This is a genomic window from Paraburkholderia sp. 40, from assembly GCF_050434105.1.
Taxonomy (GTDB): domain Bacteria; phylum Pseudomonadota; class Gammaproteobacteria; order Burkholderiales; family Burkholderiaceae; genus Paraburkholderia; species Paraburkholderia tuberum.
On sequence record NZ_JBNPVY010000004.1, the window covers coordinates 3793248 to 3807889 of the forward strand.

General features: G+C 65.5%; 9 protein-coding genes and 1 pseudogene. 6 read left to right on the forward strand and 4 right to left on the reverse strand.

What is annotated here, in order from left to right; translation table 11 throughout:
- Positions 1–57: 57 nt before the first annotated feature.
- The 3 genes from OKW28_RS39565 to OKW28_RS39575 all read left to right on the forward strand — a co-directional run bounded on the left by OKW28_RS39565 (position 58) and on the right by OKW28_RS39575 (position 5347).
- Positions 58–303, forward strand: a complete 246-nt coding sequence (locus OKW28_RS39565) for a hypothetical protein (RefSeq protein WP_090802738.1) — start codon at positions 58–60, stop codon at positions 301–303.
- Between the two features lie 235 nt (positions 304–538).
- The gene (locus OKW28_RS39570) at positions 539–1516 is read left to right on the forward strand and encodes an ion channel (RefSeq protein ID WP_429453490.1); all 978 of its coding nucleotides are present in this window, start codon (positions 539–541) and stop codon (positions 1514–1516) included.
- Between the two features lie 243 nt (positions 1517–1759).
- A complete protein-coding gene (locus tag OKW28_RS39575) occupies positions 1760–5347 on the forward strand; it encodes an indolepyruvate ferredoxin oxidoreductase family protein (RefSeq protein WP_429453492.1) in 3588 nt (1195 codons plus the stop codon).
- A 17-nt stretch (positions 5348–5364) separates the two neighbouring features.
- Here OKW28_RS39575 and OKW28_RS39580 read toward each other — a convergent pair whose 3' ends face one another.
- Complete coding sequence (locus tag OKW28_RS39580; RefSeq protein WP_429453494.1) at positions 5365–6081, reverse strand: copper homeostasis protein CutC; 717 nt, start codon at positions 6079–6081, stop codon at positions 5365–5367.
- Between the two features lie 35 nt (positions 6082–6116).
- A complete protein-coding gene (locus tag OKW28_RS39585) occupies positions 6117–7403 on the reverse strand; it encodes an EAL domain-containing protein (protein WP_429453496.1) in 1287 nt (428 codons plus the stop codon).
- 313 nt (positions 7404–7716) lie between these two features.
- On the opposite strand from OKW28_RS39585, the gene OKW28_RS39590 reads away from it, so the two are divergent.
- Positions 7717–9372: a Na+/H+ antiporter gene (locus OKW28_RS39590; RefSeq protein WP_429453498.1), complete on the forward strand. Its 1656-nt coding sequence runs from the start codon at positions 7717–7719 to the stop codon at positions 9370–9372.
- Positions 9373–9434: 62 nt separating this feature from the next.
- On the opposite strand, the pseudogene OKW28_RS39595 reads toward OKW28_RS39590, so the two are convergent.
- A pseudogene (locus OKW28_RS39595) lies at positions 9435–10744 on the reverse strand (solute carrier family 23 protein).
- 149 nt (positions 10745–10893) lie between these two features.
- Positions 10894–12426 (reverse strand): sensor domain-containing diguanylate cyclase, encoded by a 1533-nt coding sequence (locus tag OKW28_RS39600; RefSeq protein ID WP_429453500.1) that lies wholly within the window; start codon positions 12424–12426, stop codon positions 10894–10896.
- A 333-nt stretch (positions 12427–12759) separates the two neighbouring features.
- Here OKW28_RS39600 and antA point away from each other — a divergent pair, with 333 nt between their 5' ends.
- Positions 12760–14151, forward strand: a complete 1392-nt coding sequence (gene antA, locus OKW28_RS39605) for an anthranilate 1,2-dioxygenase large subunit (protein ID WP_429453502.1) — start codon at positions 12760–12762, stop codon at positions 14149–14151.
- Positions 14148–14636, forward strand: a complete 489-nt coding sequence (antB, locus tag OKW28_RS39610) for an anthranilate 1,2-dioxygenase small subunit (protein ID WP_090802720.1) — start codon at positions 14148–14150, stop codon at positions 14634–14636. The genes antA and antB overlap by 4 nt, the downstream gene beginning before the upstream one ends.
- Positions 14637–14642: the final 6 nt, after the last annotated feature.

The following is a 14642-nucleotide window of genomic DNA, read 5'->3' on the forward strand; positions in this document are numbered from 1 at the left end:
GTCGCGCGTCCTCGCGCATCGGCGCGCCGCTGCCGGATCGACCGGCTGGAGGCGATCATGGCTGAACAGCTGTTCCAATACGGCGTGTATTCGATTCACGTTCGTCCGCTCGAACTCAGTGGCGCGCGCTGGGACGCGGAATACGAAATCCGTCATCGCGAGAAGGCCGTCAAGGCGTGGACCACGGTCGGCGGCGACGCGGGTTATGCCGAGCAGGCCGAAGCGGTGGAAAGTGCGCATCGGCAGGCGGTCGACGATATCGAGCATGGCGCGGGAATTCCGAAGCCGCGCGTGTTTCCGTGACGGCGGGTGGGTGGGTGTGGCGCGCGGCTGCGCCCGACCCGCTCGCCGCGCGTGATGCGACCTGACCCAGCCTGAAATCCGGGACGCGCCCGGAAGCATTTCAACGACGGCATCGCGCAACCTCGCACCCTGGCGATACATCGCGCCGCGCCGCCTTCGCACCGCGCGGAAACTCGCGCAGCGCGCACAACGCGCCATGCTACGCTGTACACGTCTTCATTCCCACGAGCGCGTGATGGCAAGCGAACCGTCAGACCGTTTTTCCACGCTCGGCGACACCGACACCGAGGCGAGCGCGCCGAGGCGCCGCGCGCGCGGCAGTCGCGAAATGCGTCTCGACGATCGCGTGGTGATCGCGCACGGCATGCCGACGCCGCTGTGGCAAGACCTGTATCACCGCGCGCTCGGCGTGCGCTGGCCGGGGTTCTTCGTGTCGCTCGCGCTGCTGTTCCTGCTGCTCAACACCGTGTTCGCCATGCTCTACATGCTCGGCGACGCTCCGATCGCGAATCAGTTTCCGAAGGGCTTCGGCGGCGCGTTCTTCTTTAGCGTCGAAACCCTCGCGACGGTCGGCTACGGCGACATGCATCCGCAAACCGTCTATGCGCACTGGATCGCGACGCTCGAAATCTTCATCGGCATGTCGAGCATCGCGTTGGCGACCGGACTGATCTTCGCGCGCTTTTCGCGGCCGCACGCGAAGATCATGTTCGCGCGCTACGCGGTGATCCGGCCGATCGACGGCCGCATGACGTTGATGGTGCGCTCGGCCAACGCGCGTCAGAACGTGATCGCCGAGGCTCGCGCGCGGCTGCGCATCATGCGTCTGGAGACCTCGATCGAAGGCTTTACGCTGCGCAAGCTCTATGACCTCGCGCTGGTGCGCGACCAGCACCCGGTCTTCAAGCTCGGCTGGACGCTGATGCACATCATCGACGAAGCGAGTCCGCTGTTCGGCGAAAACGCCGAATCGTTGAAAGGCCGCGACGTGTCGCTGCTGCTCACGCTCGAAGGCATCGACGAATCGACGTCGCAAACCATGCAGGCGCGCCACATGTGGACCTGCGATCAGATCGTCTGGCAGCACCGGTTCGTCGACATCATGAGTGAGCGCGACGGCGTGAGCCACATCGACTACGCGCACTTCGACGAAATCGTGCCGCTCGATGCGGCACCGCTCCAACCGGACATCGCGGCGAACACGGCGCAATAGCAATAGCCATCGTCCCATTCGCCGCCTCACGATACCCCAGGGCATACCCGAAGCGCGCCGCCGCGTGGCAAATCCGGCTCAAAAGCGGGCCGAAACGCGCGACTCGTCGCGCCCATTCGCGCACGCCCGATTAAAGAAGAAATAATTCACTCTCACGAGCGCTAAAAAATAGAGTCTCTTTCGCTGCGCGGCATCCGTGACCCCACCGCCCGCGCGCGAAGCCAGAACATTGGAGACTCCCCCATGACCGCTCGCCTGCCCATCGACGGCACGCCCGCACTCGCCGACTACAAGCTTTCCGACAATCTCACCGCGACGCGCGGACGGATCTTTCTGACCGGCACTCAGGCGCTCGTGCGCCTCGCGCTGATGCAGCGCGTGCTCGACAAGACCCGCAACCTGAACACCGCAGGTTTCATCAGCGGCTATCGCGGCTCGCCGCTCGGCATGGTCGATCAGCAGTTGTGGAAGGCGAAAAAACTGCTTGCCGCGAGCGACATCCGCTTTCTGCCCGCGATCAACGAAGAACTCGGCGGCACCGCCGTGCTCGGCACGCAGCGCGTCGAAGCCGATCCCGAGCGCACCGTCGATGGCGTATTCGCGATGTGGTACGGCAAAGGCCCGGGCGTCGACCGCGCGGGCGATGCCTTGAAGCACGGCAACGCGTACGGCTCGTCGCCGCACGGCGGCGTGCTGGTGGTCGCGGGCGACGATCACGGCTGCGTGTCGTCGTCGATGCCGCATCAGAGCGACTTCGCGCTGATCGGCTGGCATATGCCGGTCGTGAATCCGTCGAACATCGCGGACATGCTCGAATTCGGCCTGTACGGCTGGGCGTTGTCGCGCTTCTCCGGTGCGTGGGTCGGCTACAAGGCCATTTCGGAGACCGTCGAATCGGGCTCGACCGTCGATCTCGACGCGCTGCAAACCGAATGGACACCGCCACCGGAATTCGAAGCACCAGCCGGCGGTCTGCACAACCGCTGGCCCGATCTGCCGAGCCTGACGATCGAAGCGCGTCTGCACGCGAAGCTCGACGCGGTGCGCCAGTTTGCGCGCATGAACGGCATCGACAAATGGATCGCGTCGAGCCCGCACGCCAATGTCGGCATCGTCACCTGCGGCAAGGCGCATCTCGATCTGATGGAAGCACTGCGCCGGCTCGATCTGACGGTCGCCGATCTCGACGCGGCCGGCGTGCGCATCTACAAGGTCGGGCTGTCGTTTCCGCTGGAGATGACGCGCATCGACGCGTTCGTGTCGGGTCTGTCCGAATTGCTCGTGATCGAAGAGAAAGGCCCGGTCATCGAGCAACAGATCAAGGACTATCTGTACAACCGCACACAAGGCACACGACCGGTCGTGATCGGCAAGCACGCCGAAGATGGCACGTTGCTGCTGTCGTCGCTCGGCGAATTGCGGCCGTCGCGCATTCTCCCGGTGTTCGCGAACTGGCTCGCGAAGCACAAGCCGGCGCTCGATCGCCGTGAACGCGTCGTCGATCTGGTCGCGCCGCAGATCCTGTCGAACGCGGCGGACAGCGTGAAGCGCACGCCATACTTCTGCTCCGGCTGCCCGCACAACACGTCGACGAAAGTGCCGGACGGCTCGATCGCGCAGGCGGGCATCGGCTGTCATTTCATGGCGTCGTGGATGGAGCGCGACACGACCGGGCTGATTCAGATGGGCGGCGAAGGCGTCGACTGGGCCGCGCATTCGATGTTCACGAAAACCCGCCACGTATTCCAGAATCTCGGCGACGGCACCTACTTTCACTCCGGCATTCTCGCGATCCGCCAGGCGGTCGCCGCGAACGCGACGATCACCTACAAGATCCTCTATAACGACGCGGTCGCGATGACGGGCGGCCAGCCAGTCGACGGCAGCATCTCGGTGCCGCAGATCGCGCGACAGGTCGAAGCCGAAGGCGTGTCGCGCTTCGTCGTGGTCAGCGACGAGCCGGAGAAATACGACGGCCATCACGGCCAGTTTCCGCAGGGCACGACGTTTCACCATCGCAGCGAGATGGACGCGGTGCAGCGCCAGTTGCGCGACACCGACGGCGTGACCGTGCTGATCTACGACCAGACCTGCGCGGCCGAAAAACGCCGGCGCCGCAAGAAGGGCGAGTTCCCCGACCCGAACAAACGGCTCTTCATCAACGAGGAAGTCTGCGAAGGCTGCGGCGATTGCGGCGTGCAGTCGAACTGTTTGTCGGTGGAACCGGTGGAAACCGCGCTCGGTCGCAAGCGCCGCATCGATCAGTCGTCGTGCAACAAGGACTACTCGTGCGTGAACGGCTTTTGCCCGAGCTTCGTCACCGTCGAAGGCGGTACGCTGAAAAAAGCCGCGGGCGACGCGTTCGATCCGCAGGCGCTCGCCACGCACGTCAACGCGTTGCCGATTCCCGCGACGCAACTCGATGCCGCGCCGTACGACATCCTCATCACGGGTGTCGGCGGCACCGGCGTCGTGACGGTCGGCGCCTTGATCAGCATGGCCGCGCACCTCGAAGGCAAGAGCGCGTCGGTGCTCGACTTCATGGGCTTCGCGCAGAAGGGCGGCGCGGTGCTGTCGTTCGTGCGCTTTGCCGCCCGCGACGAATGGCTGAACCAGGTCCGCATCGACACGCAGCAGGCCGACGTGCTGCTCGCCTGTGACATGGTGGTCGGCGCGAGTGCCGACGCACTGCAGACGGTGCGACATGGCCGCACGCGCATCGTCGTCAACACGCATGCGATTCCGAACGCGAGCTTCGTGCAGAACCCGGATGCGACGCTGCATGCCGACGCGCTGATCGACAAGATGCGTCACGCGGCCGGGGAAGAGCGTATGTCGACGTGCGACGCGCAAGCGCTCGCAACGCGTTTTCTCGGCGATACGATCGGCGCGAACATTCTGATGCTCGGTTTCGCGTGGCAGCTCGGTCTCGTGCCGGTGTCGTTCGCCGCGATGATGCGCGCGATCGAACTGAACAACGTCGCCGTGCAGATGAACCAGCTCGGGTTCTCGATCGGGCGCATGGCCGCGGCTGATCCCGCCGCGCTCGAATTGCTGTGGCAGTCGCGTCATGCACCGAAGCCGAGCGTGCGGGTCGATACGCTCGACGAGCTGATCGCCCATCGCGAAGCACGGCTGCTCGCGTATGGCGGCGCGGCTTATGTGAAGCGGTATCGCTCGCTCGTCGATGCGGCACGGCGCGCGGAAGCCGCCGTCGATGCGGCGAGCGAGCGCGTGACGCGCGCGGTCGCGAGCACGTTCTACCGGCTGCTCGCGGTGAAGGATGAATACGAAGTTGCGCGTCTGCATACGGATGCCGCGTTCCGCGATGCACTCGAAGCGCAGTTCGAGGGCGTCGCCGGCAAGGACTTCACGATCCGCTTCAACCTCGCGCCGCCGACGCTCACGCGCGCGCAGCCCGGCGCCGTGCCGACGAAGAAAACCTATGGTCAGTGGATGTGGCCCGTGCTCGGCCTGCTCGCGAAATGGCGCGGTCTGCGCGGCTCGGCGCTCGATCCGTTCGGCCGCACGCTCGAGCGCAAGATGGAGCGCGAGCTCGCGAGCGATTACGAAGCCACGCTGCAACGTGCGCTAGCGAAACTCGACGCGAGCCATTTCGACGACGTCGCGAAACTCGCTGAACTGCATGCGCGCGTGCGCGGGTATGGGCACGTGAAGCTGGCGAATCTGGCGGGGGTCAAGCGTGGTGAGCGTGACCTCGCCGCGCGCCTCGGCATCGATGCGGCGACGGGTGTCGCGGTGAAGAAGTCGCTCGAGGAGATGAAGGGCGCCGGGCAGTTGCGCGGCATTCCGGTGGTGGTCGCGAAGTAAGTGGTTCGTTGCGCTGCTCACCGTTGCGTCGCGTCGAGCAGCGCCCTCACCTGCATCACCTTCGCCGGATCGACTGGCGCGAGTCCGTTGCCGTTCACGCGCACGCCGGAGCCGAAATGCACGGCCTCGACGTGCGTTTTGCTCACGAACTCCGCGATCGCATCGACCGTCAAGCCGGCACCGGCGAGCACCGTGCAATGCGAGCCGGCAGCCTGCCGCAGCAGTTCGCCGATCGTCGCTTGCGCCCGCAGCACCGACGGCTGTCCGCCCGACGTCAGCACATTCGTCACCGCCTCGAAACTGAGCAATACGTCGAGCGCTTCGCGCAGATCGCGCGCCTCGTCGAACGCGCGATGGAACGTGATCGCGAGTCCATCGGCAGCTTCGCACGCGCGCGCGAGACCTTCGCGGTCGATCGCCCGCTTGGCATCGAGCATACCGATCACGATGCCGTTCGCGCCGGCCGCCTTGACGGCCCGGATGTCGCGCAGCATCACCGTGTAGTCGTCGGCGTCGTAGACGAACGCGCGGCTATGCGGCCGCACGATCACGTTCACGGGTACGCCGGCTGCCCGGACGCCGACCGCTGAAACCACCGCCTCGATCAACCCCACACTCGGCGTCAATCCGCCCTCGCCCATCGCGGTCACGAGTTCGAGACGGTCGGCACCGGCCTGCGCGGCAGCGCGCGCATCGGCGACGGTCGTGGCAATCACTTCGAGCAGCACGGACATGAGCGCAACCTGGTGTCGTTGAAAACGACATCATGTCAGATGCGCGCGTCGCGTTCGTCTTCGACCCAGTCGATATCGCCGCACAGCACGCAGGTCTCGCTGCCGACGCGCGTTGCCACCGACAGCGTCACGCACGGCAACGCCTCGTTGATCGACAGATACGGCCGCGTCACGTGCACCCGCTCCGGCGCATTGATCGCGACGCTGAAGTACGGACGACGCAGCCAGTTCGCGCCCTGCGCGTCGGCGAGCGGCAGAAAGCGCGTTTCGTGCGCCGCGCGATCGGCGCGCAGCACGACGTTGCGGCCGGCCTGGCGCCCCTTCGCGTCGAGCAGAAAACAGCGCGCCACGTGATCGAGCGCGAGGAAATTCCAGCACACCTCGTCGAGCGGCTCACCGGCGGCGAGACGCTCCGCGGCGCGCTCGAACGCGCGCAGATACGGCGCGAGCCGAATCGCGCTGCGCCGCTCGCGTGCCTCGGCCTGCTCACGATAACGCTCGGTGACTTCGCCGATGCAAACCGCCGCGTGGATCGGATCGGCAACACCCGGATTCGGCCGGCCAAAGAAAAAGCCCTGCACGAAGTCGGCATTGCAGGCGAGCGCCATCTGCGCTTCGTGCTCGGTTTCGATGCCCTCGATCAGCACGAGCTTGCCCGCTTCATGCAGCATCGCCACGAGCCCCGGCAGGATCGTCGCCATGTCGGCGCGATGCGCGGCATGCGACAGCATGACGCGGTCGAGCTTCACGATGTCGGGATTCAGTTGCCAGATCCGCTCGATGTTCGAATGGCCGGCGCCGAAATCATCGAGCGCGATCAGGAAGCCGCGCTCGCGAAACTCGCGCACCGCGTCGGCGAGTCGATCGAGATCTGCGGCGCTCTGCTCGAGCACTTCGAGCACGACGCGCCGCGGCGACAGATCGAGCCGCCGCAGATTGGCGAGCAAAGCGGCCGCGAGATACGGGTCGGTCAGCACGCCCGGGTGCACGTTCAGAAACAACCATTCGCGCTCGGCGCCGAGCACCTTGAAGTTCTCCAGATGCAGCGTCTGCGCCAGCCGGTCGATCTGCAGCGCGTCGCCGAGGCGCGCGGCCTCGCCGAACACATCGAGCGGCGACACCGCGCGATCGAGCGCGTCGTGCGCGCGCAGCAAGCCCTCATAGCCGACCGCGCGCAGGTGCGACAGACTGAAAATCGGCTGGAACACGCTGGTAAGCGTCAGTTCGCCGTGCTGCACCGAATAGCGTTGAAGGCCCGAGCTCACCTCGACCTCGAAGCCGTGCGGCATGCTCGCCGCCCTGTCCTGTTGCGCAATCGTCATGCAATCCTCTCACGCGAGAGCCGGCCGGTCCGAACGCGACCGGCAACGAGCTCTCAAAATGTGCGTCATCGTTACCGGTTAAGCAAGGTCCATGCGCACGCTGGCGCACACTGCGCTATAACTCGCTCGAAAGATTGCACCGGCGACAGCGCTCGTGCGCCGCCCATGGGCGTCGAACGCACCATTGCGGTGCACCGATTCGCAGGCCGCGTCGCGGCGAAGCTCGCGGCAACTGCGCGCGCCGGCGGGCTACACTCGACCCTGCGCATCGCGCCCTCTCCCGGGACAACCCCTTCATCCCCCGAAACACACGATGGAAATTGTCTTTACCGTCCTGATCCTGCTACTCGCCGTCGCCGCGTCCGGCATGCTGACCCGCGCGCTGCCGTTCAAGCTGCCGCTGCCGCTCGTGCAGATCGCGATCGGCGCGATGCTCGCGTGGCCGCGCCTCGAATTGCACGTCGCGTTCGATCCGGAAATCTTCATGCTGCTGTTCATTCCGCCGCTGCTGTTCGCGGACGGCTGGCGCATCCCGAAGCGCGAGTTCTTCATGGCGCGCCGCGCGATCCTGATGCTCGCGCTAGGCCTCGTGTTCATGACGGTGCTGGTGGTCGGTCACTTCGTGCACGTGCTGGTGCCGCAGATCTCGCTGCCGGTCGCATTCGCGCTCGCCGCCGTGTTGTCGCCGACCGACGCGGTCGCGCTGTCCGGCATCGCCGGTAAGGGCAAGATTCCGGTGCAGCTGATGCATATCCTCGAAGGCGAGGCGCTGATGAACGACGCGTCAGGCCTCGTCGCGCTGAAGTTCGCGATCGCCGCCGCGCTGACAGGCGCGTTCTCGCTGCGTGAAGCGTCGGTGAGCTTCGTGATCATCGCGGTGGGCGGCCTCGCGGTCGGCGCGGCGGTGAGCGCGGTGTTCAGCTTCGTGTCCGCGCGCTTCCTGAATGTCACCGAAGAAGGCGATCCCGCGCCGGGCGTCGTGATGACCCTGCTGATCCCGTTCGCCGCCTATCTGACCGCCGAGCGCTTCGAGCTGTCAGGCATTCTCGCCGCGGTCTCCGCCGGCATGACGATGAACTTCGCGAGCATCACGGAAAAATGGCAGGTCGCCTCGCGCGTGCGGGCCTCGAACACGTGGACGATGATCGAGTTCGTATTCAACGGCATGGTGTTCATCATGCTCGGCCTGCAGTTTCCGCACATCCTCGGCCGCGCGCTGTTCGACGCGCACGAAACCAACGACGCGCAGGTCGCGCTGCTGATCGGCTATATCGTTGCGGTGGCGCTCGCGCTGTACGCGATGCGCTTCGCGTGGGTGTGGCTGCTGCGCTGGTTCGCGAGTCGCGGCGCGACGAAGCACGGCGTCGCGAACGCAGTGCCCGGGTTGCGCATGGCGTCGGTGACGACGGTGGCCGGCGTGCGCGGCGCGATGACGCTCGCGGGCGTGCTGTCGCTGCCGGAGGTGCTGCCGAACGGCACGCCGCTGCCGGGACGCGATCTCGCGATCTTCATCGCGTCGGGGGTGATCCTGCTGTCGCTGCTGGTGGCGGTGGCCGCGTTGCCGCTGCTGCTGCGCGGCTGGCGGCGCGGCAAGGACCCGCATGCCGCCGAGGAAGCACTCGCGCGTACGCTCGCCGCGCAGTCGGCGATTCGCGCGGTCGATCATCTGCACGACACGGAATGCGCGGACCTCGAGGAATCGGCTCAGGCGTATGCAACCGATGTAACCGCGCGGGTGATGGACCTGTACCGCCGCCGCCTCGCGACGCTCGACGACGAACGGGCGCCACGCGAACTCGCGCGCCGTGCCGATGCCCTCGAATTCCGCATGAAGCTCGCGGCGATGCGCGCCGAGCGCAAGACGCTGCTCGACCTGCGCGACACCCAGCGCATCAACGACGAGACGCTGAACAAGCTGATGCGCGAGGTGGATCTGTCGGAGACGGCGCTGACCGCGCGCAAAAGGTAGGCGTTGGCTGCCGCATCGGCATCGACACCGGCGCTTTAAATGCCAGTGCCGATAAAAGACGCTCAGGCCACCGGCCCTTGCGTCGGCTTTCTTCTCAGCAGCGCGTACAGGATGATCGCGCCGAACGTCGCGGTGCCGATGCCGCCGAGCCCGAAGCTGCCGAGCTTCAGCGAGAAGTCGCCGGCGCCGAGCACGAGCGTGACGGCCGCGACGATCAGATTGCGGTTATCGGAGAAGTCGACCTTGTTGACGACCCAGATGCGCGCGCCCGTCACCGCGATCAGCCCGAATACGACGATCGACACACCGCCCAGCACCGGTCCCGGAATCGTCTGGATCACCGCGCCGAACTTCGGCGAGAAGCCGAGCACGAGGGCGATCAACGCGGCGATCACGAACACCAGCGTCGAATAGATCTTTGTGACCGCCATCACGCCGATGTTCTCCGCGTACGTGGTCACGCCGGTACCGCCCGCGAAGCCGGACACGATCGTCGCGAGCGCATCGCCGAGAAACGCGCGGCCGATATAGCGGTCGAGGTTCTGGCCCGTCATCGCGCTGACGGCCTTGATGTGGCCGAGGTTTTCGGCGACGAGGATCACCGCGATCGGCGCGAGCAGCGTCATCGCGTGCGGGTCGAACACCGGTGACATGAAGTGCGGCATGCCGAACCACGCGGCGTTCGCGACGATCGAGAAATCGATCGGCTTGCCCATGCCGAGGCCGTTCGTGACGATCGCGTAAATGACGTAGGCGAGCAGCAAGCCGACCAGGATCAGCAGACGCTGGAGCATGCCGCGCGTGAACACCGCGACCGCGCCGACGCACAGCACCGTGACGAGCGCCATCCACGATTCGAAATTGCTGCCGCTCACGCCATGCACGGCGATCGGCGCGAGGTTCAGAGACCGATCACGCAGACGATCGCGCCGGTCACGACCGGCGGCATCAGCGTTTCGATCCAGCCCGTGCCGACCGCCGCCACGATCAGGCCGATCACCCCGTACGCGACGCCGCACGCGATGATGCCGCCCAACGCCACCGCAATATTCGGGTTCGCGCCGTGTCCGCCGTAGCCGGTCACCGCGATCACGAGGCCGATGAACGCAAAGCTCGAACCGAGATAGCTCGGCACGCGCCCGCCGACGAGCACGAAGAACAGCAGCGTGCCGATCCCCGACATGAAGATGGCCAGGTTCGGATCGAAGCCCATCAGCAGCGGCGCAAGCACGGTCGAGCCGAACATCGCGACGACGTGCTGGACGCCCATCGCGAACATCTGCGGCCACCCGAGCCGTTCGTCGATGCCGACGATGCCGCCTTCGGCGCCGGCAGGCTGGCGGCGCCAGCGGGGGAAATAGGATGCGGCCATCGCGGGGATTCTCCTCAGGGTCGGCGTGGTGTGTGCCGATCACGCGCTGCGGCGTGGGTCCGGCAAAAGTTACGCGCGAGTTTACGGAGAGCAATAAGGGCTGGCAAGCGGGCCGACAAGTGGCTCGGGAAACGAGCCCTGGAAGCGCGTCAATTCGCGCGGCGCGGGTCGGTGTCCGGCGTCACCGCGGCGCCGTCCCGCGAGGAGTGGTCCGTCGGCGCGCCGTACAGCATCACCCGATTGCGGCCGGCATCCTTCGCGCGATACAGCGCTTCGTCGGCGGCGTCGACGAGCGCGCGGCTCGTCGCGAGCGCCGCGCCCTGCGTCGTCGCAGCGCCTGCGCTCACCGTCAGCACGTGATGCGTGCTGGCCACATGGCGGCATTGCAGCGCCTGCACCGCCGCGCGGATCTGCTCGGCGATCCGCTGCGCGCCCGTCGCGTCGGTGTCCGGCAGCAGCACCGCGAACTCCTCGCCGCCGAAGCGCGCGGCCGTATCGCCCGGACGTCGCGCGTTCTGCGCGATACAGCGCGCGACGCCGATCAGCGCTTCGTCGCCGGCCGAATGGCCGTAAAGGTCGTTGAAGCCCTTGAAGTTGTCGACATCGATCAGTAGCAGCGACAGCGGCCGGCCGGTGCGCTGCGCGCGTCGCCATTCGTCGTTCACGTGCTCCTCGAAGGCGCGGCGGTTGTTCAGGCCGGTCAGCCCGTCCGTGCGCGCCAGTTCGCGCAACTCTTCCTCGGCCGCGCGGCGCAGACGCAACTGGCGTGAGAACAGGATCGCGAGCGCGATGATCGTCACGTCGAGCGCGCCGATCAGCGTGCCGATGATCCATGCGCGCCGCTGCCACTCGACGTAGATGTCGCGCGTCGAGAGCGCGACGTCGAGGATCAGCGGAAAGCCGTCGATATGGCGGAACGCATACCAGCGCTCGACGCGATCGATCGCCGCCGTGCCGAAGAAGTCGCCGCTCGGCCGCTTGATGAAGCGCGAGAAGTTGGCCGTGCCGGTCAGGTTGATGCCGATCGTTTTCGAATCGTACGGACGGCGCATCAACATCGTGCCGTCGCTGAGCATCAATGCCATCGAGCCGCTGGGCCCGAGCTTCATGCCGTCGAACAGCCGATGGAAATACGTGAGGCGCAGCGTGCCGACCACCACGCCGCCGAAGCTGCCGTCCGGCCTCGAGATGCGCCGGCTCAGCGCGATGCGCAGGTCATCGTCGGTGCCGCTCGGGCTGAACGGATGGCTGATGTACAGGCCGACGTCGGGTGAAGCGCGCTGCGCCTTGAAGTAATCGCGGTCCGCATGGTTACTTGCGCGCGGCGGCCACGCGCGTGAATCGAAGCGCACGTTGCCGTTCTCGTCGAGCACGAATACCGAGCCCATGTCCTTTGCGCTGATCGAGCCGTCGAACAGCACCATCTGGCGGATCTCCGGCGGCAGATCGAGCACGCCCGGCTGCTTCAGTCCGTCGATCGCCGCGCGCAGCGACAGGTCGTAGATCTCGAGATTGCGCGACACGTCGCGCTGGACCAGCAGGGATATGTTGGCGATGGAGTCCTGCGCGCGCCGCAACGCATCTTCGCGCATCTGTGCGAGCAGCGACACGGCGATCGCGAGGATCGCGCCAGCCAGCAAGACACTGATCGCAATCACGTTGTTCGGTCGGCGCGTCACCATGCGTTTTTGGTTCTGACATGCGCTGAACGTCGCGCGTGAAGAAGCGGCCGCGTCTCGGCAATCACCGTCAAAACCGCGACCTACGAAAACGTAAGCGTAGCAGACATGGCGTGCAGGCAAACGTTTGCGTAGCCAAGTTTTTGCCCGCATGCGCCAGAACGGCACGCCAGAAGTTCCGTCCGGCGGGGGTTGCGCCCGATCGCCAGATTATCCAGGCGCCGTCCAATTATTCGGATAGCAAATGCGAATTGGCTGGATAGTTGGCCTCGCCACTTGGGTATTCAATCGAGCCTGTCACGTTCAAACGATTGGACACAAGGAGAGAAACACATCATGAGCGAGAAGCGCAGCGCCTCGGAATGGCGCGAATTCGTCAGCGGCTGTCTGGACTTTCGCCCCGCGGAAGGCGTGTACCGGATTGCCCGCGAAATGTTCACGGAGCCCGAGTTGTTCTCGCTCGAGATGGAGCACATCTTCGAGAAGGCCTGGATCTATGCGTGCCACGAAAGCGAGATCCCCAACAAGAACGATTTCCTGACGATGCGCGCGGGCCGTCAGCCGCTGATCATCTCGCGCGACGGCGCCGGCAACCTGAACGCGATGATCAACGCGTGCCAGCACCGCGGCGCGACGCTCACGCGTATGACCAAGGGCAACCAGTCGACCTTCACGTGCCCGTTCCATGCATGGTGCTACAAGAACGACGGCCGGCTCGTGAAGGTGAAGGCGCCGGGCGAATACTGCGACGACTTCGACAAATCGGTGCGCGGCCTGAAGAAAGCGCGCATCGCGAGCTACAAGGGCTTCGTGTTCGTGAGCCTCGACGTCGACGGCATCGACACGCTCGAAGACTATCTCGGCGACGCGCGCATCTTCTTCGACATGATGGTCGCGCAGTCGCCGACCGGCGAGCTCGAAGTGCTGCCAGGCAAGTCGACCTACACGTTCGACGGCAACTGGAAGCTGCAGAACGAGAACGGTCTCGACGGCTATCACGTGAGCACCGTGCACTACAACTACGTGGCGACAGTGCAGCACCGCATCGAGTCGAATGCGAAGAAAGGGGATTACCCCGGCGGCACGCTCGACTACAGCAAGCTCGGCGCCGGCGACAGCGAAACCGACGACGGCTGGTTCGCGTTCAGGAATGGCCACAGCGTGCTGTTCAGCGACATGCCGAATCCGCAAGTGCGTCCCGGCTACGAGAGCGTGATGCCGCGGCTCGTCGAAGCCTATGGCCAGGACAAGGCCGAATGGATGATGCACCGGCTGCGCAATCTGAATGTCTACCCGAGCCTGTTCTTCATGGACCAGATCAGTTCGCAGCTGCGCATCGTGCGGCCGGTCGCGTGGAACAAGACCGAGGTCATCAGCCAGTGCATCGGCGTGAAGGGCGAGTCGGCGAAGGATCGCGAGAACCGCATCCGTCAGTTCGAAGACTTCTTCAACGTGTCCGGCATGGGCACGCCCGACGATCTCGTCGAGTTCCGCGAGCAGCAGCGCGGCTTCCAGGCGCGCCTCGAACGCTGGAGCGACATCTCGCGCGGGCATCACAAGTGGGCCAGCGGCGCGACCGCGAACACCACGCTGCTCGGCATCGAGCCGAATCTGACCGGCACCGAGCTGACCCACGAAGGGCTTTACGTGAACCAGCACGGCACCTGGCGCGACACGATCCTCAAGGGTCTCGACAAATCCATCGAATCGCAGGGAGAGCAGGCATGAGCCAACTCCAACACTCCGTCGAGCAGTTTCTGTATCTGAAGGCCGATCTGTGCGACAAACAGCAATGGGACGAATATGTCGACCTGTTCGATCCGCAGAGCGTGTTCCATGTGCCGCAGTGGGATTCGGAGCACGTGTACACGACCGATCCGAAGCAGGGCATGTCGCTGATTTACTACTCGGATCGCGCCGGTCTCGAAGACCGCGTGTTCCGGCTGCGCACCGGCAAGTCGGCCGCGTCGACACCGCTGCCGCGCACGATGCATCAGATCAGCAACGTGCGCCTGAGCGAGCGGGAAGATTCGAGCGTCGAAGCGAACGTGAACTGGTCGACGCTGTACACGCGTCACGGCTCGACCGACTACTTCTACGGCCGCGCGGTGTACGACCTGCAAGCGTCGGGCGATAGCTGGAAGATCAAGCGCAAGCACGTGCTGCTGCTGAACGACCACATCAACGCGGTGCTGGATTTCTACCATCTGTGAGCCGGG

Coding starts and splice junctions, on each gene's coding strand:
- antB (WP_090802720.1), top strand. CDS start 14,148: ATGAGCCAACTCCAACACTCCGTCGAGCAGTTTCTGTATCTGAAGGCC.
- OKW28_RS39580 (WP_429453494.1), bottom strand. CDS start 6,081: ATGTCCGTGCTGCTCGAAGTGATTGCCACGACCGTCGCCGATGCGCGC.
- antA (WP_429453502.1), top strand. CDS start 12,760: ATGAGCGAGAAGCGCAGCGCCTCGGAATGGCGCGAATTCGTCAGCGGC.
- OKW28_RS39585 (WP_429453496.1), bottom strand. CDS start 7,403: ATGACGATTGCGCAACAGGACAGGGCGGCGAGCATGCCGCACGGCTTC.
- OKW28_RS39575 (WP_429453492.1), top strand. CDS start 1,760: ATGACCGCTCGCCTGCCCATCGACGGCACGCCCGCACTCGCCGACTAC.
- OKW28_RS39590 (WP_429453498.1), top strand. CDS start 7,717: ATGGAAATTGTCTTTACCGTCCTGATCCTGCTACTCGCCGTCGCCGCG.
- OKW28_RS39565 (WP_090802738.1), top strand. CDS start 58: ATGGCTGAACAGCTGTTCCAATACGGCGTGTATTCGATTCACGTTCGT.
- OKW28_RS39570 (WP_429453490.1), top strand. CDS start 539: ATGGCAAGCGAACCGTCAGACCGTTTTTCCACGCTCGGCGACACCGAC.
- OKW28_RS39600 (WP_429453500.1), bottom strand. CDS start 12,426: ATGGTGACGCGCCGACCGAACAACGTGATTGCGATCAGTGTCTTGCTG.